This is a genomic window from Tardiphaga sp. 862_B3_N4_1, from assembly GCF_051811085.1.
Classification (GTDB): domain Bacteria; phylum Pseudomonadota; class Alphaproteobacteria; order Rhizobiales; family Xanthobacteraceae; genus Tardiphaga; species Tardiphaga robiniae.
The window spans coordinates 1409772-1428539 of record NZ_JBPWQB010000001.1 but is presented as its reverse complement, the minus strand read 5'-3'; the positions used below and the strand labels follow the sequence as shown (position 1 = coordinate 1428539).

The following is an 18768-nucleotide window of genomic DNA, read 5'->3' as shown; positions in this document are numbered from 1 at the left end:
GGCGCTCACACATCCTTCCCCGTCCGCTCGATCAGCAGCGTCGGAATTCCGCAGGTGCCATCGCGGAGGCTGACAACACGGGTGCCCGGCTTGCGGCCACTACGCACCTCCGACACGTTGACATGCGCGGCGAGCAAGCGCTCGCGGACGGCATCCGCGTCAGCGACGCGCCAGGTCATGCCCCAGAGCTTGTCGCGATTCTTGTCGGCCTTGTCGTCGGGGCGATGCACGACCTCGACGATCAGATCGCCGCAGCGGAAGAACATCAGATGGCCCCACTCCGGATTGGAGCGATCCAGTGCCATGTCGAGGCCCAGTCGCGCGCCATAGAGCGCAGCGGCGCGCTCCGGATCCTGCGTGGCAACAACGATATGGTCGAGGCCAAGGAACGGCGCATCGCCCACCGGGGGCGACACCGGACGCTCGTCGGACAGTTCGAGAAAGAATTGCCGGACGCCGCGCGTCGCGTCCGTCGCCGCACGGGTACGCTTCCAGGAGAGTGTGGCGCCGGTCTCGGTATCCCTGCTCTCGACCTCGGCGATGGGATCAGGCTTCAGCGCCAGGCGATCGAGCCGGCGATGCATCCCAGCGATATCGCCAGTCCGGAAACAGATGCTGGCCAGCGTCGCACCCTGCTCCGGCAGCACGGCCCTGATGCGATCGGCGGCCGGGCCGTGACCGACAGGTGCCATCAGCTCGACCGACATGTTGGCCACCGTGAAGATCGCCATGGCCGCACCGTCGCTGGTGCTGCGCCAGGCGGGCGCGCGGGCGAACAGGGTCTGATAGGTGGCGATCCCCACCTCCAGGTCCTCCAGCAAAATGACGACGTGATCCAGCCCGGTGATCATCGCATCCCTCCCGTCTTCGTGGCGTTGTTGTGATCGAACTATGCCAGTTTTCGAGCTGCAATGCTGAAAACCGAGTCCACCCGGCTGCGGCATCCTGCGGCATCGCACAATTTCGGTGGTGACCTCGTCGCAACCGCTGTTAAGCTGACTGATGCGCCGTCTCCGGACGGGTGCAGCCATCCCTCAGGCGAGACGGACGGATTCATGAAGGCACTCTTTATCGGACAGACCTATATCGACGTCACGTTCATCACCGACCATATGCCGACCGGCGACGAGAAGCATGTCGCCTCCGACTATGCCGTGTCGTTCGGCGGCAATGCGGTGACAGCGGCCTTCTGCTGCGCCAAGCTGGGCATTGTGCCCGATCTCATCGCCACCGTCGCCAATGACTGGCTCGGCCGCATGTTCATGGACATGTCGGCGAAATATGCCATCGAGGTCCATCCGCGCAAAGTGGCGAGTTCGTCGCTGTCCTTCATCATGCCGAAAGACGGCAAGCGTGCCATCGTCCGCTGCCGTGACGACGAACACATCCATCCCTTCCCGCTGCTCAATCTCGGCGCCTGTCGCGCGCTGCATATCGACGGCCATCAGCCCGATGCCGCGATCCACTACGCGAAGCTCTGCCGCGAGGCCGGCATCCTCACCTCACTCGACGGCGGCGGATTGCGCACCAACACCCATGAGTTGCTTGAGTTCATCGACGTCGCCATCGTCGCCGAACGTCTGTGCGAGCAGATGGACCTGACGCCGGAGAAGATGCTCGACTATCTCAAGAGCCGCGGCTGCCGCGTCGGCGGCGTCACGCTCGGCGAGAAGGGCCTGCTCTGGTATGACGAGGCCGGCACAGTGCACACGCTGCCCGCGCTGCCGATCCCGCGCGAGAAGGTGATCGATACCAATGGCGCCGGCGATGTTTTCCACGGTGCTTACGTCTATTCATATCTCGCCAATCCCGGCCATAGCTGGGCCGAGCATTTCAAATTCGCGCGGGCCGCATCGACCTTCAAGATCCAGCGCCTGGGCAATGAAGCGGGACTGCCGACATTGTCGGATATCGCGGCGGTGCGTGAGGAATATCGGGCGCAGGTGTGACCACCATGGGCCGGATTGTCGTCGCCGGCAGCATCAATATGGACGTGGTCGCGACAGCCGACCGCCATCCGGCAATCGGTGAGACTGTAGCAGGCCGCGAAGTGTTGTATTTTCCCGGTGGCAAGGGCGCCAATCAGGCCGTGGCTGCGGCGAAACTTGGTGCAGCGACCATGCTGATCGGCTGTACCGGCGCGGATGCCTTTGGCCGCGACACCAGGGCATTTCTGGCCATGCAGGGCGTCGATCTCGCTCACGTGCGCGAAGTCACTGGCGTTGGCACCGGAGCGGCGATCATTACTGTCGCAAATGCCGACAACACCATCATTGTCATTCCCGGCGCCAACGCGCTGGTGAGTGCGGCCGATGTCGCCGCGCCCGCACTCCGGCAGGGCGACGTTGCCGTCAGCCAATTCGAGATTCCGCTGCCGGCCATCACGGCCTTCTTCACGCGGGCGCGCGCATCCGGTGCAACGACGATTCTCAATCCGGCACCGGCGATGCCGATTGACCGTGAGCTGATGGCTCTGGTGGATATTCTGATCCTCAATGAAAGCGAACTCGGCCTGCTTGCAAGTCTCGAACTGCACGACACCGATCCCGATGCGCGCTTCATCGCCGCCGCATCCACATTGCAAACCGATCATCGGCCGAACATCTGCATCACGCTGGGCAAGCGCGGCGCGATCGCGCTGATCGATGGCCGGGTCCACCTCGAAGCCGCCCGCATCGTGAAGGCCATTGACACCACCGGTGCCGGCGACTGTTTCGTGGGGGCTGTTGCCGCAAAGCTTGCGGATGGACATTCACTGCAGAGCGCCATTGGCTATGCTAATGTCGCCGCATCGCTTTGCATACAGCGGATGGGCGCCGGGCCGTCGATGCCAACCGCGGAAGAAGTGTCAGCGGCTGCCGGCTAGCGTCAGCCCTTCCCCTTCGCCGTCATGAAGTCGAAATCGCAGCCGTCATCGGCCTGCAGGATCGTGGTGTGAAACAGATGCGCATAGCCGCGCTTCGCCCAGTCCGGCGTCTTCGCTGGCGGGAGCGCAGCCTGGCGCTTCGCAAGCTCGGCATCGTCGACCAACAGATCGATCGAGCGCTTCGCCACATCCAGACGGATCATGTCGCCATTCTTCACAAGCGCCAGCGGGCCACCCACGGCGCTCTCCGGCGTGATGTGCAGCACGATGGTGCCGAAGGCTGTACCGCTCATGCGCGCGTCTGAAATACGCACCATGTCCTTCACGCCGGCACGCGCCAGCTTCATGGGGATTGGCAGATAGCCGGCCTCCGGCATGCCCGGTGCGCCCTTGGGACCGGCATTGCGTAGCACCAGCACGTCGTCTGCAGTCACATCGAGATCGGGGTCGTCGACGCGGTTGGTCATGTCCTCGACGGACTCGAACACAACGGCACGGCCGGTGTGCTGCATCAGCTTGGGCGACGCAGCGGAATGCTTGATGACGGCGCTGCGCGGCGCCAGATTACCGTGCAGGATCGCCAGCCCGCCTTCGCGCTTGATCGGATTGTCCTTCGAGCGGATCACGTCTTGGCCCGGCACCTCTTCGGCATTGGCCACGATCTCGCGCAGCGTCTCGCCGGTGACAGATTTCGCGTCGAGATCGATGAGATCGCCGAGCTGCGCCATCAGTTTCGGCACGCCGCCCGCGTGATGGAAGTGTTCCATATAGTGATCACCCGACGGCTTCAGATCGACCAGCACAGGCACGTCGCGGCCAAGCTCGTCGAAAGCGGCGAGATCGATCCGGTTCGGCGTGCGGTTGGCCATCGCCGTGAGATGGATCAGTCCGTTGGTCGAGCCGCCGATCGCCTGCAGCACCACCTGCGCATTGCGGAACGAGCCCGGCGTCAGAAATTCGCTCGGCTTCGGCCCCTTGTTCTTGGCGAGCGTCGCGGCAAGCTTGCCGCTGGCTTCGGCGGACCGGAAGCGCTCGGCGTGCGGCGCGGGAATGGTCGCACTCATCGGCAGCGACAGACCCATCGCCTCGGTGATGCAGGCCATGGTCGACGCCGTGCCCATCACCATGCAGGTGCCAACCGACGGCGCGAGACGCGCGTTCACATCGTCGATTTCCTGCTGATCGATCTCGCCGGCGCGGAACTTGCCCCACATGCGCCGACAATCGGTGCAGGCGCCGAGCACCTCGCCTTTGTGATGGCCGACCACCATTGGGCCGACCGGGATCACCACCGTCGGCAGATCCACGGACAGCGCTGCCATGATCTGCGCCGGCAGCGTCTTGTCGCAGCCGCCGATCACGACCACCGCATCCATCGGCTGCGCCTTGATCATCTCCTCGGTATCCATCGCCATCAGATTGCGCAGATACATCGAGGTCGGATGGGCGAAGCTTTCACCGATGGAGATGGTCGGAAACACCATCGGCAGCGCGCCGGCCAGCATCACACCGCGCTTCACCGCCTCGATGATCTGGGGCGAATTGCCGTGGCAGGGATTGTAATCGCTATGGGTGTTGGTGATCCCGACAATGGGCCGGTCCAGCGCATCGTCGGAATAACCCATGGCCTTGATGAAGGCCTTGCGCAGGAACAGTGAAAACCCGGCATCGCCGTAACTGGTCAGCCCCTTGCGCAATCCGTCGGCCATGTGCGTTCCCATTCCAAGCTTGTTTTGAATGCTTCTTATGAAGCCGCCAAAATTCTTGTCAATGCGCGGGACGGACTGGCTGGGCCCCTATTTCGGCTCCCACACCTTGCTGAAATCGCCGGCGAATTCGGCGCTGCAAAATGCGCCGCCCTGATAGAAATCACCGACCGGATCGGGTTTCATCTTCGCCTGTTCCGCCATTGCGTGTTCGCGGTGATCCTCGGCTTTACCGATCGGGCGATAACCGAGTTCATAGGCGCGGGAGTTATCCCACCAGGCGCGCTCGTTATAGGATGCGCCATACAGCACCTCGAAATGGATCGCGGGATGTTCGAGGCCGATCTGGCAGAGCTGCACCAGATCCTCCGGCTTCAGCCAGATCGATAGCCGGCGCTGATCCAGCGGACGGTCACCGAAATTGCCGATGCGCAGACATGTCACCGACAGTCCATATTTGTCGGCGTAGAGCGAGCCCACCGCCTCGCCGAACACCTTGCTGACACCGTAGCGGCTGTCCGGCCGCGCGGTGACATCGGGCGGGATTTTGCTGTGACGCGGATAAAAACCAACTGCATGGTTCGATGACGCGAAGATGATGCGCTTGACGCCCTTCTTGCGCGCGGCCTCAAACAGATTGTAGCCGCCGATGATATTGGCCTGCAGGATGGTGTCCCACGGACCCTCCACCGAGAAGCCGCCGAAATGCAGGATGCCGTCCACGCCCTCGCAGATCGCCTCCACCGCGGCGAGATCGGCCAGATCGGCCTGCTTGAAATTTTCGTTTGGCTTGAGATTTGGCGGCGTTGTGAGATCGCTCAGCACGAGGTCCGGATAGATCAGCGGGAGCAATTCCCGCAAGCGCGTGCCGATTCCGCCAGATGCGCCCGTCATCAAGATCTTCATTCCGTCCCTCGTGATGTTGTCAGTTGTCAGACAAGTATGGCGCGGCGCGGGCGCGACGGCAAGGCAGTGCAAGCGGCATTGCTTGCCGCCTACCCTCGCCGATGTTAGCAAACGCATCCGAGGAAACGACAGAGAACGAGACGCCAATGTCCGACATAACATCGCGCGGCTGGCAGCCAGCGACCTATTATCCCGACCCCGCCATTCACGCCCTCGATCCCCGCTTCGAAAAATACTGGATCAAGCTCGGCGCCATTGAACGCATCGCCACCGGCATGCGCTGGGCCGAAGGGCCGGTCTATTTCGGCGACGGCCGCTATCTGTTGTGTTCGGACATTCCCAACAACCGCATTATCAAATGGGAAGAGGAAACCGGCGCGATCAGCGATTTCCGCAAACCATCGAATTACGGCAATGGCAATACGCGGGATCGCCAGGGGCGCCTGATCACCTGCGAACACGGGCGCCGGATCACACGCACCGAATATGACGGCACCATCACAGTGCTGATGGATAATTTCGAAGGCAAGAAACTGAACTCGCCGAATGATGTGGTCGTCAAGTCCGATGGCTCGATCTGGTTCACCGATCCGCCATTCGGCCTGATGAGCGACTATGAGGGCAACAAGGCGCCATCCGAGATCGGGCAGAATATCTACCGCATCGATGGCGATACGTTGACGTCCACCATCGTCGCCGATGATGTGCTCGGCCCGAACGGACTGTGTTTTTCGCCCGACGAGAAGCTGCTCTATGTCGTGGAATCCCGCGGCGTGCCGAACCGCAAGATTCTCGCCTACGACGTTGCCGCCGACGGCAAGACGCTGAAGAATAAGCGCGTACTGATCGATGCGGGCCCGGGCACGCCCGACGGCATGCGCTGCGATATCGACGGCAATCTGTGGTGCGGCTGGGGCATGGGCAAGCCGGAGCTAGACGGTGTCTTCATCTTCGCGCCCGACGGCGAACAGATCGGCCGCATCGCGCTGCCCGAGCGCTGCGCCAATGTCTGTTTCGGCGGCGTGAAACGCAACCGGCTGTTCATGGCATCGAGCCAGTCGATCTATGCGGTGTATGTAAACACGCAGGGGGCGTTTGGGGGCTGACGGGTACACCGCCCTCTCAACGTCATTGCGAGCGTAGCGAAGCAATCCAGTCTTTCCACGCTTGTGGCCTTCTGGATTGCCGCGTCGCTTCGCTCCTCGCAATGACGGCGGAGAGACCATCGTAGAAACAAAAACGCCGGCATGGATAGCTCCATGCCGGCGTTTTCAGTCACGAAGCTTGCGCTTCAACGACGCGGTCTTACGCCGCGGTGTAGCCGGCGATTGCCTTGACCTCGAGGAAGTCCTCGAGACCATGCTTGCCCCATTCGCGGCCGTTGCCGGACTGCTTGTAGCCGCCGAACGGCGCAGTGCGGTCGTTTGGCGCGCCCTGCAGGTTGACGTTGCCAGCGCGGATGCGACGGCCGAACTTGCGGGCGTTCTCGACCGTGTCAGCCGAGACGTAGCCAGCGAGGCCGTACGGGGTGTCATTGGCGATGCGGAGCGCATCGGCTTCGTCCTTGGACCCCATGATCACAAGCACCGGCCCGAAGATTTCCTCGCGCGCGATGGTCATGTTCTCGGTGACGTCGGCGAAGATCGTCGGACGCACATAGAAGCCCTTGTTGACGCCTTCCGGCAGGCCGGGGCCGCCGGCGACCAGCGTGGCGCCTTCCTCGATGCCCTTCTGGATCAGGCCCTGGATCTTGTCCCACTGGCCGCGATTGACCACCGGACCGATGACAGTGCCGTCAGCGCGCGGATCGCCGGCCTTGGTCTTGTCGGCCTGCGCCTTCGCGATGGCAGCGATTTCCTTCATCTTCGCCTGCGGCACGATCATGCGGCTCGGCGCGTTGCACGACTGTCCGGAGTTGTTGAACATGTGCGCGACGCCGCCGGTGACGGCCTTCACGAAGTCTGCGCCGTCAAGGATCACATTCGGCGACTTGCCACCGAGCTCCTGGCTGACGCGCTTCACGGTATTCGCGGCGCGCTTGGCAACGTCGATGCCGGCGCGGGTCGAACCGGTGAAGGAGATCATGTCGATATCGGGATGTTCGCTCATGGCGACGCCGACATCCGGGCCGAGACCGTTGACGAGGTTGAACACGCCCTTCGGCACGCCGGCTTCATGGAGGATTTCCGCGAAGATCAGCGCTGAGGTCGGGGTGTATTCCGACGGCTTCAAGAGCATGGTGCAGCCGGCGGCGAGCGCAGGCGCGACCTTGCAGGCGATCTGGTTCAGCGGCCAATTCCACGGGGTGATCATGCCAACGACGCCAATCGGCTCCTTCGTGATCATGGCGGCGTTGTGCGCCTCGTCGAACTTGTAGGTCTTCAGCACGTCGAGCGTGGCGACGAGATGACCGAGGCCGGCACCGGCCTGCAGCTTCTCGGCCATCGGCAGCGGAGCGCCCATTTCGTCGGAGACCGACGCACCGATATCCGACATGCGGGTCTTGTAGACCGCGATGATCTTTTCGAGCAGCGCGATGCGCTCTTCACGGGTGGTCTGGGAGAACGTCTCGAAAGCGCGCTTGGCAGCGGCGACAGCCTTGTCGACGTCGGCCTTGGAGCCCAGCGCAATGTCGTACATCGCATCTTCAGTCGCCGGATTGACGACAGGGGTGGTCTTTTTGACGACGGGATCGACCCAGGCGCCATCGATGTAGAATTGCAGGCGGTTGACCATTGGTAACCTCTTTGATTGCGGGAACGTCTGTCGTCAGAAAATTCTGTGCAGCCGGGTCTATCTGGGAAGGAACGACACGTCCGGCAAGCACCCTTGCGCGGTCATTTCGCCTCATGAGCCCGTCATGCACGGGGTGCCGCGTGAAAGCAGCAAATGCATATAAATCCAGCCGCGTGGCAGGAGCAAGGCCCCGTGTTTTGCGCGCGTTCTAAAATCGAAATGGCACAGCTTGCCAGCAAAGCGCAGTGTGCATTGCAACAAAATTGAGCGAAAAATCAGCGTGACTTTGCGCGGACAGCGATGGGCGCATCCGGGTCGGCTTCATCGTCGGCCATGGTGGAAATCGGCGACATTGGCGTGTCGCGCAGCCGCTTCAGGCCGAGATGGCGCTCGCGCAGGATGACGAAGATGCCTGCGCCCGCGACGATTACCGCGCCGCCGACCACGTAAGGCGTCGGCACTTCGCCGAACATCCAGAAGCCGAGCAAGAAGGCCCACAACATCGCCGTGTAGTCGAACGGTGCAAGGAAGGACGCCGGCGCATAGCGATAGCTCTCGGTGAACAGCATCTGCCCGAGCCCACCGGAAATGCCGATGCCGATCAGCAGCGCCAATTCGAAACTCGTGGGCCAGCGCCAGCCGAATGGCGCCGTGAGCAGCGACGCCGCCATCACGATCAGCGTCATGAAGATGACAATCGCGGATGAGGACTCCGTTGCGGTCAGCCGGCGGATCTGGATGGTCGCACCGCCCGACGAGAAGGCATTGAGCAGCGCCAGCGACAGACCGATGATCATCGACGTGGTCAGCGCCGCGTGGTCGTGGAAATACGGCGACAGCATTAGGATCACGCCGGAAAAGCCAATCGCCACCGCCGACCAGCGATAGGCATGGACCTGCTCTTTCAGGAAGATCGAGGCGAACACCACGGTGATCAGCGGCGCGATGAAGGCAATGGCGGTCACGTCCGCGATCGGCAATCGCGCCAGCGCGCCGAAGGTGCAGAACGTCCCGATCACGCTGAACGAACCGCGCACCAGATGCGCGGAGACGCGGTTGGTGCGCAGCGCGCCGCACAATTGGCCGCGCCAGCCGAAAAACAGCACGATCGGGATCAGCGCAAACAACCCGCGGGCGAACACGATCTCGCCGAGCGGCACTTCGCTGCCGAGATAGCGACCCTGCGCGCCCATGATGGCAAACGCCATGGTGCTGGCAATCTTCAGCGACACGGCTTTGAAGATGTTCATGAGTTCGGGGAAATGGAGATCAGGGGAATCGTGGGGGTCTTCATGTTGCAGCACACAATCACGTGAGCCTCCTCACGAAAACCGCCGATGCGACATGGCTTGGCGGGTTTCCATGCAAGGCTGCACCTCGCCACAACCCAACCTTGCGCGGGTTTAGCCCTTTTTGGCGGGCCTAATGGGCCCCTCCACCGCAGGGAGCGATTTCAGATAGAGCGCCATCGCCGAGCGGTCGTCTGCGCTCAACTGGGAGGTATTGCGGATCACGCGGGCCATGGAGCCACCGGCGGTGTCGCCGTCCGGCGTCTGCCCGGTTTCCAGGAAATACGCGATGTCCTTTTCGCTCCAGTCACCGAGACGCTTCTGGGTGATGTTGGGCACCCAACCCTCGCCGTCGGGGTTCGGACCGCCGGCAAAGCGCTGTGCCGTCACGATGCCGCCCAATGCATTGCGCGGGCTGTGGCACTCGGCGCAGTGGCCCAGCGCATTCACCAGATAGCTGCCGCGATTCCACTGCGGCGACTTCGAAGCATCCGCCTCGAAGGGTTTGCCATCGAGGAACAGCAGCTTCCAGACGCCGAGGTTGCGGCGGATGTTAAATGGAAATGGCACCGCATGATCCGGCGCCTTGCTGGCCACCGGTGGCAGCGTCTTCAGAAAAGCGAACAGGTCCCTGATATCCTCCACCTTCATCTGCTGGTAGGACGTGTAGGGAAAAGCCGGAAAGTAATGCGAGCCGTTCGGCGACGTGCCCTTCAGCAGCGCCGTCACAAAATCAGCCTCGCTCCAGCGGCCGATACCGGCCGTGGGATCGGGCGAGATGTTGGGCACATAGAACGTACCGAACGGCGATGTCAGCGGGAGCCCGCCCCCGAGCTTGAGCCGATCCTGCTGCGCCGGCGTCGCATGGCATGACGAGCAGCCACCGGCATTGAAGACCACTGCGCCATTGCCGGGATTGGGCGTGTGCGGCGGGAGCGTGCTCGCAGCCACCGTTACTGGAATCGTCAGCCACCAGAACACGCCGAGGCCGATGACAGCCGCGACAAATGCGAGAATGAAAAGCCGTTTCAGCACGTGCATGTCCAATCGGTAGCCGGGTCAAACATCAACGGGCGCATCGCCTTGAACAGCCGCTGCCGGAACGAAACCGTGATCCATCCCTTAGGCTACCGGGGGAATGAATTGGCGTCTCGGATGTTTCCAGCCATGACGACCTCACCATCATCAGGGAGAAAACCATGTCACCTCGTTCGATCATGCTCGCGTCCCTCGCACTCGGCGCCAGCATCGCCCTCGCCGGCCCCGCTTCCGCCGACAAGATGAAGGCGACCCTCGACAGCGCCTCCGAAGTGCCCGCCAATACCAGCGCCGGCAAGGGCACCGCCGATATCGACTTCGATCCCGCCACCAAGAAGCTGACCTGGAAGCTGACCTATTCCGGCCTCACGGGTCCTGCGACCATGGCGCATTTCCACGGCCCCGCCGAAGCCGGCAAGAATGCCGGAGTGGCCGTACCGATCACACCAACCACATCCGGCTCCGAAGGCAGCGCCACGCTGACCGACGCACAGGCCGCCGACCTGTTGGCCGGCAAGTACTATGTCAACATCCACACTGAGGCCAACAAAGGCGGCGAGATCCGCGGACAGGTCACGAAGTAACATTCGAATCGACGGTGGTTGGACAAAAGGGCGAGCGCTGCGGCGTTCGCCCTTTCATTCAGAGTTCACAATCGAGCTCAGATCTTCAGCCTGAACGTCTCGTGGCAGCCGCCGCATGCCTTGCCGATGCCGCCGACATTCGCCTTGAGGCTGTCGAGATCCTTGATCTTGGCCTTGGCGTCGGTGACCGCCTTGGCGAAGGTGACAATGTGGGCATCGAAACCGGCCTTGTCTTCCCAGACCTTCGGCGACGTCGAATAGTCACCCTCGGCCTTCAGACCCTTGGTGCTGTCCGGAAACAGCGTCGGCAGCTTCTTGGCGGTTTCGTCCAGCACGGTCAACGCGGCCTCGACCGCGGCCTGATCATAGGGCTTGTCGCCCTTGGCCATCGCGCTGAGCGTACCACCCAAGGCGCGGCCGTTGGATTTCATCAGCGTCTGGCGTTCCTTGACGATCTCCTGCTGGGCCGAGACCGCCCCCACACTCAACAGCAAAGCTCCGACAACGAGAAGCGCACGTTTCATCGACCAATACCCCTGTTTGGAATTCGATTAGGACTAGTTCGCAACATGTAGATGAACCCCGCCGCCATCGGGCTATTCCCGGCGGCGACGCTCTACAGCGTGTGGAGCCGTTCGTGCTCGCGGATCGCCATCCACACCCGCTCAGGGGTTGCGGGCATGTCGATGTGCTCGATTTTGTATTCGCGATAGAGGCCATCGACGATGGCGTTCATCACGGCCGGACAGGAGCCGATGGCGCCGGCCTCGCCGGCCCCCTTCACCCCCAGCGGATTGGTCACGCAGGGGATGTTGTGGGTCTCGAACGAGATCGGCGCGCCGTCGGCCGCGCGCGGCAGCGCATAGTCCATGAAAGTGCCGGTGACGAGCTGGCCGTCCTCGGGATCGTAGATCGCCTGCTCCATGAGCGCCTGGCCGATGCCCTGCATGGTGCCGCCATGAACCTGGCCGGCCAGCAGCAACGGATTCAGCGTGACGCCGAAATCGTCGACGATGACGTAATTGACAATGGCGATCTTGCCGGTCGCAGGATCAATCTCGACTTCGACCAGATGGGTGCCGTTGGGGAAGGTGCCGTCGGCGCTGCTGAAGGTTTCCGACGCATTGAGCTTCGACGGATTAGCCTTCTTAGCGAGATCGGCGAATGATACCGAGCGGTCAGTGCCGGCGATCTTCACCACGCCGCCATCGATCTCGAGGTCGGCGGCGCTGGTTTCCAGCATATCCGCCGCGAGCTCCTTGAGGTTGATACCGAGCTGCCTGGTGGCGCGCTGCACGCTGACGCCACCGGTCGGGATCGATGCGGAGCCGCCGGTACCGAGACCGGTCGCCACCTTCGCCGTGTCGCCCTGGACGATGTGGACGCGGTCCGGTGTCACACCGAACTGTTCGGCGACGATCTGGGCATAGGCCGTGTGATGCCCTTGCCCGGTCGACTGCGTGCCGATCAGGATGGTGATGTCGCCATCGGCGCCAACAGCAACATTGGCGGTCTCGTCGCCCATGGTGCCACAGACTTCCACATAGGTGGCCATGCCGATACCGCGAACCAGGCCCTCCTTCTTCGCGGCCTTGGCCCGCTTTGGAAATTCCTTCCAGCCCGCGACATCCATCGCGCGTTTCATATGCGCGGTGAAATCGCCGGAGTCGTACACCTTGCCGGTCGCGGTCTTGTACGGCATCGCCTTCGGCGAAATGAAATTCTTGCGGCGGATCGCATCCGGCGTCATGCCGAGCTTGCGCGCGCATTGATCGACGAGACGCTCGACGACATAGGCTGCCTCCGGACGGCCGGCGCCGCGATAGGCATCCACCGGCACAGAATTGGTGAACACCGTGCGGACGCGGCAGTGGAAGGCCTGGATGTCGTAGAGCCCCGGCAACATGCCGGCGCCGCCATGCGGAATGTACGGCCCAAAAGTCGACAGATAGGCGCCCATGTCGGCCATCAGGTCGACATCCATGGCGAGAAACTTGCCATCCTCGCTCAGCGCCATGCGTGCATGGGTAACGTTGTCACGGCCCTGCGCGTCGCCGAGGAAGTGATCGGTGCGATCCGCCGCCCATTTCACATTCTTGCCGAGCTTCTTGGCGGCAAAGGCCACCAGCGCATATTCGCGATAGGGAAACAGCCGCGTGCCGAAACCACCGCCGACATCGGGACAGATCACGCGCATCTTGTCCTTGGGCATCTTCAGCACGTTATCGCAGAGGATGTCGCGCAGACGATGGCTGCCCTGGCTGCCGATGGTCAGCGTCATGTAATCGCGCTTGGCGTCGTATTCACAGATCGCCGCGCGGGTCTCCATATAGTTGATGATGACGCGCGGATTGACGATCTTGACCTCGGCGACAACTGGCGCCTTGGCGAACACCGCATCGACCGCCTTCTTGTCGCCGATCGGCACATCGAACAGGATGTTGCCGGGATGCTTGGCCCACACCTGCGGCGCGCCCTTGGCGACGGCATTGACCAGACCGTTCACGGACGGCAGCGGCTTCCAGCCGACCTCGATCGCCTCAATCGCATCGCGCGCCTGCGCGACAGTCTCCGCAACGACGAAGGCCACGGCGTCGCCGACATGGCGGACTTCCCCGGCGGCGAGGATCGGATAATCCGGCCCGGTGAAAGGATGATCTTCGAGATTGAACAGGCAGGGCAGACCGCCGAGGTCCTTGGTGTCTTCCGCCGTCAGAATCGCAGCGACACCCGGAAGTGTGCGCGCCTTGCTGACATCGATGGTGAAATTGGCATGGGCATGCGGCGAGCGCAGCACGAGGGCATGCAGCGTGACGGGCGCATGATCGTCGGTATAGCGGCCACGGCCACGAATGAGGGCGTCGTCTTCTTTGCGCAGGACACTCTGTCCGACGCCGAATTTGATGGGGGCCATCGTTCCTCCGCATGCAGTTTAGACTCAATCTACACTGCGGGAGGATGGCGGCAAGTGGCACAGAGCGTCGCCCTGCCCGACTTTGGGACACGATGAAGCGAGCTATCTGGCGCGGACCAGGCTGCGCAGCCAGCTTTTGCCGAAAAGCATCAGGACCAATGCCGAATAGACCAGGACGGTCACGATGATGAGAACTCCCAGCGTCGCTTCGTCGCGGAGGCTGGTGAGGCCCGCAAACTGCTCCGCCGCAAGACGCGTGGTCCCCCACAGCACCACAGCGAGGACCACGCCGGTCAACGCGAATTTGCCCAGCGCCAGCAGGAACGCTCGATCGAATTCGAGATAGCCGGCCCGCATAGCGAAGAAGATGACCAGCAACAGATTGATCCAGGCTCCCGCCGCGGTAGCAAGCGCGAGGCCGATCTGCGCCAGAGGTCCCATCAGCAGAATCTTCAGCGCGACGTTGACTGCGATACCGGTGAGCGCGGCAATCATCGGCGTCGTGGTGTCCTTGCGCGCGTTGAAAGTTGCGACCGCACTGCGAATCATCACGAAAGGGATGAGCGCTATGGCATAGGCGGCGAGCGTCGCCGCAGCGACGGCAGCATCGGCCTTGGTGAAAGCCCCGCGGGCAAACATCGCCCGCATGATGACATCGGGCACCACGAGAAATGCGGCGACGAAGGGCAGCGAGAACAACAGCGTGAACAGGAAGGCGCGGCGCTGCGCGCCCATGGCGCCAACGTGATCGTCTGCCGCCATCCGCCGCGACATTTCCGGCAGGAGCACCGTGCCGATGGCGATGCCGATCACCCCGATCGGCAACTGGTTGAGACGGTCGGCATAATACAGCGCCGACAGCGCGCCGACCGGCAAGAAGGTCGCGATGATGGTATCGGCAAATAATGCGACTTGCGTGCCCATTGAGCCGAGCGTCGCCGGGCCGAGCGCGCGGAAGAATCCCCGCACGTCCTCGTCGAGGCGCAGCGGCGCAAAACGAGGAAGTCCGCCATGGCGCTGCAGGTCTCCGGCGAGCAGGAAATATTGCAGAAAGCCCGAAATCAGCACGCCCCAGGCGGCGGCGTGACCTGCACTCGGGAAGAACGCAGCCAGCGCCAATGTCGCCATCATTGAGATATTGAGGAAGATCGAGGCCGCCGCCGCACTGGCAAAGCGCTGCATCACGTTGAGCATGCCGCCATAGAGCGTCACCAGCGTGATCAGCAGCAGATAGGGGAAAGTGATGCGTGTCAGCTCGATGGCGAGATGACGCTGCGCGGGATCATCGGTGAAGCCCGGCGCCAGGATGCTCATGGCCTGCGGCATGAACAGAATGGCCAGGATGAGCAACACGACCTGCGATGCAAACAGCAGCGTGAAGATGCGATCGGCGAACAGATGCGCCGATTGTGGGCCGCCCTTACCGGTCACATGGGCATAGGCTGGCACAAAAGCGGCATTAAATGCGCCTTCGGCGAAAATGGCGCGGAAATGATTGGGCAGTCGCAGCGCCACGAAGAAGGCGTCAGCCACCGGCCCGGCGCCAAGGATCGCCGCGAGCATGATGTCGCGCGCGAAACCGGTGATCCGCGAGAGCAGCGTATATCCGCCGACGGTGAAAATGCGTCCCAGCATCCGCCGCTTCTACAGCATGAAGCGGCGGTGCAAAACGGCCAAATCAGGCGGCCAGCGCGTCGCGCACAGCCTGAATGACACGATCCTGGGTGGCCTCGTCGAGATAGGCATGCACTGGCAAGCTGATGACGTCGGCCGACAGCGCCTCGCAGACCGGCAGGCCGCCATCGACGACCGGATAGTCCTTATAGGCCGTCTGCATATGCATCGACTTCGCGTAATAGATCGCTGATGGCACGCCCTGCGCCTTCAGCGCATTGGCAAAGGCGTCGCGGTCGGTGCCCTTGGGCAGACGGATCACGTAGCAGGCCCAGATCGACGTATTGCCCTCGGCGACCCGCGGCACGGTGACGAGGTTACCGAGGCTGCGGGCGTAGCGGTCGGCTACTTTGTTGCGGGCGGCGATTTCGTCGTCGAAGATCTTCAGCTTTTCCAGCAACACCGCGGCCTGGATGGTGTCGAGGCGGCCGGTGATCCCCAACCGGACATTGTCGTATTTGTCGGAGCCCTGGCCGTGGATGCGGATGCTGCGCAGGTCCTCGGCGAGCTGGTCGTCATCGGTGAAGATCGCGCCGCCGTCGCCGAAACAGCCGAGCGGCTTGGCCGGAAAGAAGCTGGTGGTGGTGGCCAGCGCCGAGGTACCGATGCGCTTGCCTTTATAGGTCGCGCCGAAGGCCTGCGCGGCATCTTCCAGCACGAACAGGCCCTCGGCCTCGGCGATGGCGTTGACCGCATCGAGATCGGCGGGCTGGCCGAACAGATCGACCGGGATGATCGCCCGGGGCTTCAGACCGGCCTTCCTGGCGGTGGCAATGCCACGCTTCACGGATTCAGGGCTGATGTTGAAAGTGACTTCATCGACTTCGACAAATACGGGCGACGCGCCGACCAGCGCCACGGCCTCGCCGGTGGCGCAGAAGGTGAAGGACGGGCACAGCACGGCATCGCCCGGGCCGATCTTCTTGGCCATCAGCACCATCATCAGCGCGTCGGTGCCGCTGGCGCAGCTGATCACATGCTTGGCGCCGCAATATTTGGCGAGCTCGGCCTCCAACTTGGTGACTTCCGGGCCGTTGATGAACTGGCAGTGATTGAGCACGCGGGTGACCGCCTCGTCGATCGACGCACCCAGCCGCTGACGCTGCGCATTGAGGTCGATGAAGGGAACGGGGTCGATGCGGGTGTGCTGGTTCATGATGCCTGGCCTGCAGAGTGTCGTGTTGAAGTCTGGATATTGGACGCCGGCGCATGCATGCGCCGGGTCGCGCTTGCGTCAGCCAACCACCTTGCGGGGCGCCGGGCGTGATGCTGTGGCCGCGCGCTTCTTTGGCGCTTCCAGGCACTGGATCGCGATTTCGAGGGAGGCGACACCCTCCTCTCCGGTCACCGCCGGCACGCCGCCGGTGCGCACCGCATCGAGAAACGCCATCAATTCGGCGCGCAACGGCTCGTCCTGCCCGACCGGCAGATGCCGCATCGAATAGCTGCCGTCGGTCTTGAAGCCGAAACATTCGGTGACCTGCCGCGTCAGCAGATCGCCCATCACATATTTGCCGCGCGTTGCGACCGTGACGGTGCGCGCCTTGAACGGCGTCAGCCAGTTGGTGTTGATATGGGCGAGCACGCCAGATGCCGTGCGGAACTGCAGCAGCGCGATGTCTTCGCGCTCGGCGACGGCGGAGGCGAGCTGCGGCTGCACCTCGACGATGTCGCTCTCGGTGAACCAGCGGATCAGGTCGATGTCATGCACGGCGAGGTCGATGACAACGCCGACATTGGACATGCGCGGCGGGAACGGGCCGACGCGCGTGATGCCGATCGACAGAATGTCCTCGCCCTCGATCGCCTTCTTGATGGTGGCGACGGCGGGGTTGAAACGCTCGACGTGGCCGATCATCAGAGTCACGCCAGCCTTTTGCGCGGCATCGACGATCTCGCGTCCCTCTTCCACGGTGGACGCAATCGGCTTCTCGACGAGCACGTGAATGCCCTTGGCGATGCAGGCCAGCGCGACTTCGTGATGCAAGTGAGTGGGCGCTGCGATGGTCACGGCATCGACGCCAGCGGCCAGCAGTGCGTCCAGATCGGCAAAGGTCTTGCAGCCGATCAGTTTCTCGGCGCGGGTGCGATGTTCGAGCATGGGATCGACGATGCCGACCATTTCGATGCCCGGCAGCCCGGCCAGCACGCGGCCATGATTGGTGCCCATGACACCTGCGCCCACGACGCCGACACGCAGCGTGCGCACCGCATCCTTCGCTGCGGAAGTTTCTTTCGACACCATTCAACAAACCTCAGAATTCTTAAGAGCCGGCGCGGCGATTCACCATACTGGCGCCGTGGGTTCTCCTAGCATGCCCGCCACAGATGTGGCGATTGCCCCGCGGAGCTACCCAAACACGTTTTGATTCAAAGAATTACACCAAGTCGTGAGACCGGCCAACCGCCCCTCATCGATCCGGCCCATGGGCCTGCGATCCATTGATATGACAGCACTTTTGCTGCATCCTTGGGATGTCGCGCCGCGCTGTTATCACCCGCCAATCGAGAGAAATTCCATGTTTCGCAAGCCGGTGGTCGCGCTGAGTCTCGTCATAAGCACTCTGGCGGGAACCGGTGCCGGAACCGCCCTTTGGGCGCAGACACCATCGCCAGCGCCGCCTGCCACGACACCCACTGTCGTCGAGCGGACCGCCAAGGGCCCGACCGCGCGTAACTTCCAGGTCGGCGTTTATCTCAATGTTCAGCCCGACTGCACCTCGGGCACCCTGCCCGCATTGCGTATGGTGACGCCACCGGCCAATGGCACCATCAGCATCAAGCGCGGCAAGGTCAGCGCCACCAACTACAAGCAGTGCCTCGCGCTCGAAGTCCCCGGCTTCATCGCCTTCTATCAATCGAAGGCGGACTTCGTCGGCAGCGACGAGGTCACGATCGAAGTGAAGTATCCAGCAGGACGCACGGAGGTGCAGCGGATCAGGATCGATGTGGGCGGGAGCGGCGGCGCAGCGCCGGCCGGGCCGAAGGCGCCGCAGGGACAGAAGATCTAATCATCTCTTCCGATCAGGCCTTCGTTCGACACGTCTCGAACATG

Annotated in this window: 16 protein-coding genes; 5 read left to right on the top strand and 11 right to left on the bottom strand. The window is 62.8% G+C overall.

Going from position 1 to position 18768, the window contains the following annotated elements; all coding sequences use genetic code 11:
- Positions 1-5: 5 nt before the first annotated feature.
- Complete coding sequence (locus AB8B02_RS06565) at positions 6-851, bottom strand: VOC family protein (protein ID WP_439057888.1); 846 nt, start codon at positions 849-851, stop codon at positions 6-8.
- Positions 852-1055: 204 nt separating this feature from the next.
- Here AB8B02_RS06565 and AB8B02_RS06560 point away from each other — a divergent pair, with 204 nt between their 5' ends.
- Positions 1056-1949 carry a sugar kinase gene (locus tag AB8B02_RS06560; protein ID WP_089266953.1) on the top strand — a complete coding sequence of 298 codons (894 nt, stop codon included), beginning with the start codon at positions 1056-1058 and terminating at the stop codon, positions 1947-1949.
- A 5-nt stretch (positions 1950-1954) separates the two neighbouring features.
- Positions 1955-2866 carry a ribokinase gene (locus AB8B02_RS06555; RefSeq protein ID WP_439063480.1) on the top strand — a complete coding sequence of 304 codons (912 nt, stop codon included), beginning with the start codon at positions 1955-1957 and terminating at the stop codon, positions 2864-2866.
- A gap of 2 nt (positions 2867-2868) precedes the next feature.
- Here AB8B02_RS06555 and AB8B02_RS06550 read toward each other — a convergent pair whose 3' ends face one another.
- Positions 2869-4575 (bottom strand): IlvD/Edd family dehydratase, encoded by a 1707-nt coding sequence (locus AB8B02_RS06550; protein ID WP_439063479.1) that lies wholly within the window; start codon positions 4573-4575, stop codon positions 2869-2871.
- Positions 4576-4662: 87 nt separating this feature from the next.
- Complete coding sequence (locus AB8B02_RS06545; RefSeq protein WP_439063478.1) at positions 4663-5478, bottom strand: NAD-dependent epimerase/dehydratase family protein; 816 nt, start codon at positions 5476-5478, stop codon at positions 4663-4665.
- A gap of 146 nt (positions 5479-5624) precedes the next feature.
- Between AB8B02_RS06545 and AB8B02_RS06540 the strand changes: the two genes are divergently transcribed.
- Complete coding sequence (locus AB8B02_RS06540) at positions 5625-6584, top strand: SMP-30/gluconolactonase/LRE family protein (RefSeq protein WP_439063477.1); 960 nt, start codon at positions 5625-5627, stop codon at positions 6582-6584.
- A gap of 199 nt (positions 6585-6783) precedes the next feature.
- Here AB8B02_RS06540 and AB8B02_RS06535 read toward each other — a convergent pair whose 3' ends face one another.
- The 3 genes from AB8B02_RS06535 to AB8B02_RS06525 all read right to left on the bottom strand — a co-directional run bounded on the left by AB8B02_RS06535 (position 6784) and on the right by AB8B02_RS06525 (position 10538).
- Positions 6784-8214 carry an aldehyde dehydrogenase family protein gene (locus AB8B02_RS06535; RefSeq protein WP_068738114.1) on the bottom strand — a complete coding sequence of 477 codons (1431 nt, stop codon included), beginning with the start codon at positions 8212-8214 and terminating at the stop codon, positions 6784-6786.
- A 275-nt stretch (positions 8215-8489) separates the two neighbouring features.
- Complete coding sequence (locus AB8B02_RS06530; RefSeq protein WP_439063476.1) at positions 8490-9464, bottom strand: DMT family transporter; 975 nt, start codon at positions 9462-9464, stop codon at positions 8490-8492.
- Positions 9465-9617: 153 nt separating this feature from the next.
- A complete protein-coding gene (locus tag AB8B02_RS06525; protein WP_309949122.1) occupies positions 9618-10538 on the bottom strand; it encodes a c-type cytochrome in 921 nt (306 codons plus the stop codon).
- A 164-nt stretch (positions 10539-10702) separates the two neighbouring features.
- Between AB8B02_RS06525 and AB8B02_RS06520 the strand changes: the two genes are divergently transcribed.
- On the top strand, positions 10703-11125 hold the full coding sequence (locus AB8B02_RS06520; RefSeq protein WP_439063475.1) for a CHRD domain-containing protein: 423 nt from the start codon (positions 10703-10705) through the stop codon (positions 11123-11125).
- A gap of 77 nt (positions 11126-11202) precedes the next feature.
- Here AB8B02_RS06520 and AB8B02_RS06515 read toward each other — a convergent pair whose 3' ends face one another.
- From AB8B02_RS06515 to AB8B02_RS06495, 5 genes are all read right to left on the bottom strand, one after another.
- On the bottom strand, positions 11203-11649 hold the full coding sequence (locus AB8B02_RS06515) for a c-type cytochrome (RefSeq protein WP_439057874.1): 447 nt from the start codon (positions 11647-11649) through the stop codon (positions 11203-11205).
- Between the two features lie 92 nt (positions 11650-11741).
- Positions 11742-14039, bottom strand: coding sequence for a xanthine dehydrogenase family protein molybdopterin-binding subunit (locus AB8B02_RS06510; protein WP_439063474.1), 2298 nt, complete (start codon positions 14037-14039; stop codon positions 11742-11744).
- A 102-nt stretch (positions 14040-14141) separates the two neighbouring features.
- Positions 14142-15674: a murein biosynthesis integral membrane protein MurJ gene (murJ, locus tag AB8B02_RS06505; protein ID WP_439063473.1), complete on the bottom strand. Its 1533-nt coding sequence runs from the start codon at positions 15672-15674 to the stop codon at positions 14142-14144.
- A gap of 43 nt (positions 15675-15717) precedes the next feature.
- Positions 15718-16869 (bottom strand): DegT/DnrJ/EryC1/StrS family aminotransferase, encoded by a 1152-nt coding sequence (locus AB8B02_RS06500; protein WP_439063472.1) that lies wholly within the window; start codon positions 16867-16869, stop codon positions 15718-15720.
- Between the two features lie 78 nt (positions 16870-16947).
- Positions 16948-17958, bottom strand: a complete 1011-nt coding sequence (locus tag AB8B02_RS06495) for a Gfo/Idh/MocA family protein (RefSeq protein WP_089266940.1) — start codon at positions 17956-17958, stop codon at positions 16948-16950.
- A 274-nt stretch (positions 17959-18232) separates the two neighbouring features.
- On the opposite strand from AB8B02_RS06495, the gene AB8B02_RS06490 reads away from it, so the two are divergent.
- Positions 18233-18724: a hypothetical protein gene (locus AB8B02_RS06490; RefSeq protein WP_439063471.1), complete on the top strand. Its 492-nt coding sequence runs from the start codon at positions 18233-18235 to the stop codon at positions 18722-18724.
- Positions 18725-18768: the final 44 nt, after the last annotated feature.

Bases quoted from the DNA above. Each gene is read 5' to 3' on its own strand.
- AB8B02_RS06555 (WP_439063480.1), top strand. From the start codon at position 1,955: ATGGGCCGGATTGTCGTCGCCGGCAGCATCAATATGGACGTGGTCGCG.
- AB8B02_RS06565 (WP_439057888.1), bottom strand. From the start codon at position 851: ATGATCACCGGGCTGGATCACGTCGTCATTTTGCTGGAGGACCTGGAG.
- murJ (WP_439063473.1), bottom strand. From the start codon at position 15,674: ATGCTGGGACGCATTTTCACCGTCGGCGGATATACGCTGCTCTCGCGG.
- AB8B02_RS06530 (WP_439063476.1), bottom strand. From the start codon at position 9,464: ATGAACATCTTCAAAGCCGTGTCGCTGAAGATTGCCAGCACCATGGCG.
- AB8B02_RS06520 (WP_439063475.1), top strand. From the start codon at position 10,703: ATGTCACCTCGTTCGATCATGCTCGCGTCCCTCGCACTCGGCGCCAGC.
- AB8B02_RS06540 (WP_439063477.1), top strand. From the start codon at position 5,625: ATGTCCGACATAACATCGCGCGGCTGGCAGCCAGCGACCTATTATCCC.
- AB8B02_RS06550 (WP_439063479.1), bottom strand. From the start codon at position 4,575: ATGGCCGACGGATTGCGCAAGGGGCTGACCAGTTACGGCGATGCCGGG.
- AB8B02_RS06510 (WP_439063474.1), bottom strand. From the start codon at position 14,039: ATGGCCCCCATCAAATTCGGCGTCGGACAGAGTGTCCTGCGCAAAGAA.
- AB8B02_RS06560 (WP_089266953.1), top strand. From the start codon at position 1,056: ATGAAGGCACTCTTTATCGGACAGACCTATATCGACGTCACGTTCATC.
- AB8B02_RS06535 (WP_068738114.1), bottom strand. From the start codon at position 8,214: ATGGTCAACCGCCTGCAATTCTACATCGATGGCGCCTGGGTCGATCCC.
- AB8B02_RS06515 (WP_439057874.1), bottom strand. From the start codon at position 11,649: ATGAAACGTGCGCTTCTCGTTGTCGGAGCTTTGCTGTTGAGTGTGGGG.
- AB8B02_RS06500 (WP_439063472.1), bottom strand. From the start codon at position 16,869: ATGAACCAGCACACCCGCATCGACCCCGTTCCCTTCATCGACCTCAAT.
- AB8B02_RS06545 (WP_439063478.1), bottom strand. From the start codon at position 5,478: ATGAAGATCTTGATGACGGGCGCATCTGGCGGAATCGGCACGCGCTTG.
- AB8B02_RS06490 (WP_439063471.1), top strand. From the start codon at position 18,233: ATGTTTCGCAAGCCGGTGGTCGCGCTGAGTCTCGTCATAAGCACTCTG.
- AB8B02_RS06495 (WP_089266940.1), bottom strand. From the start codon at position 17,958: ATGGTGTCGAAAGAAACTTCCGCAGCGAAGGATGCGGTGCGCACGCTG.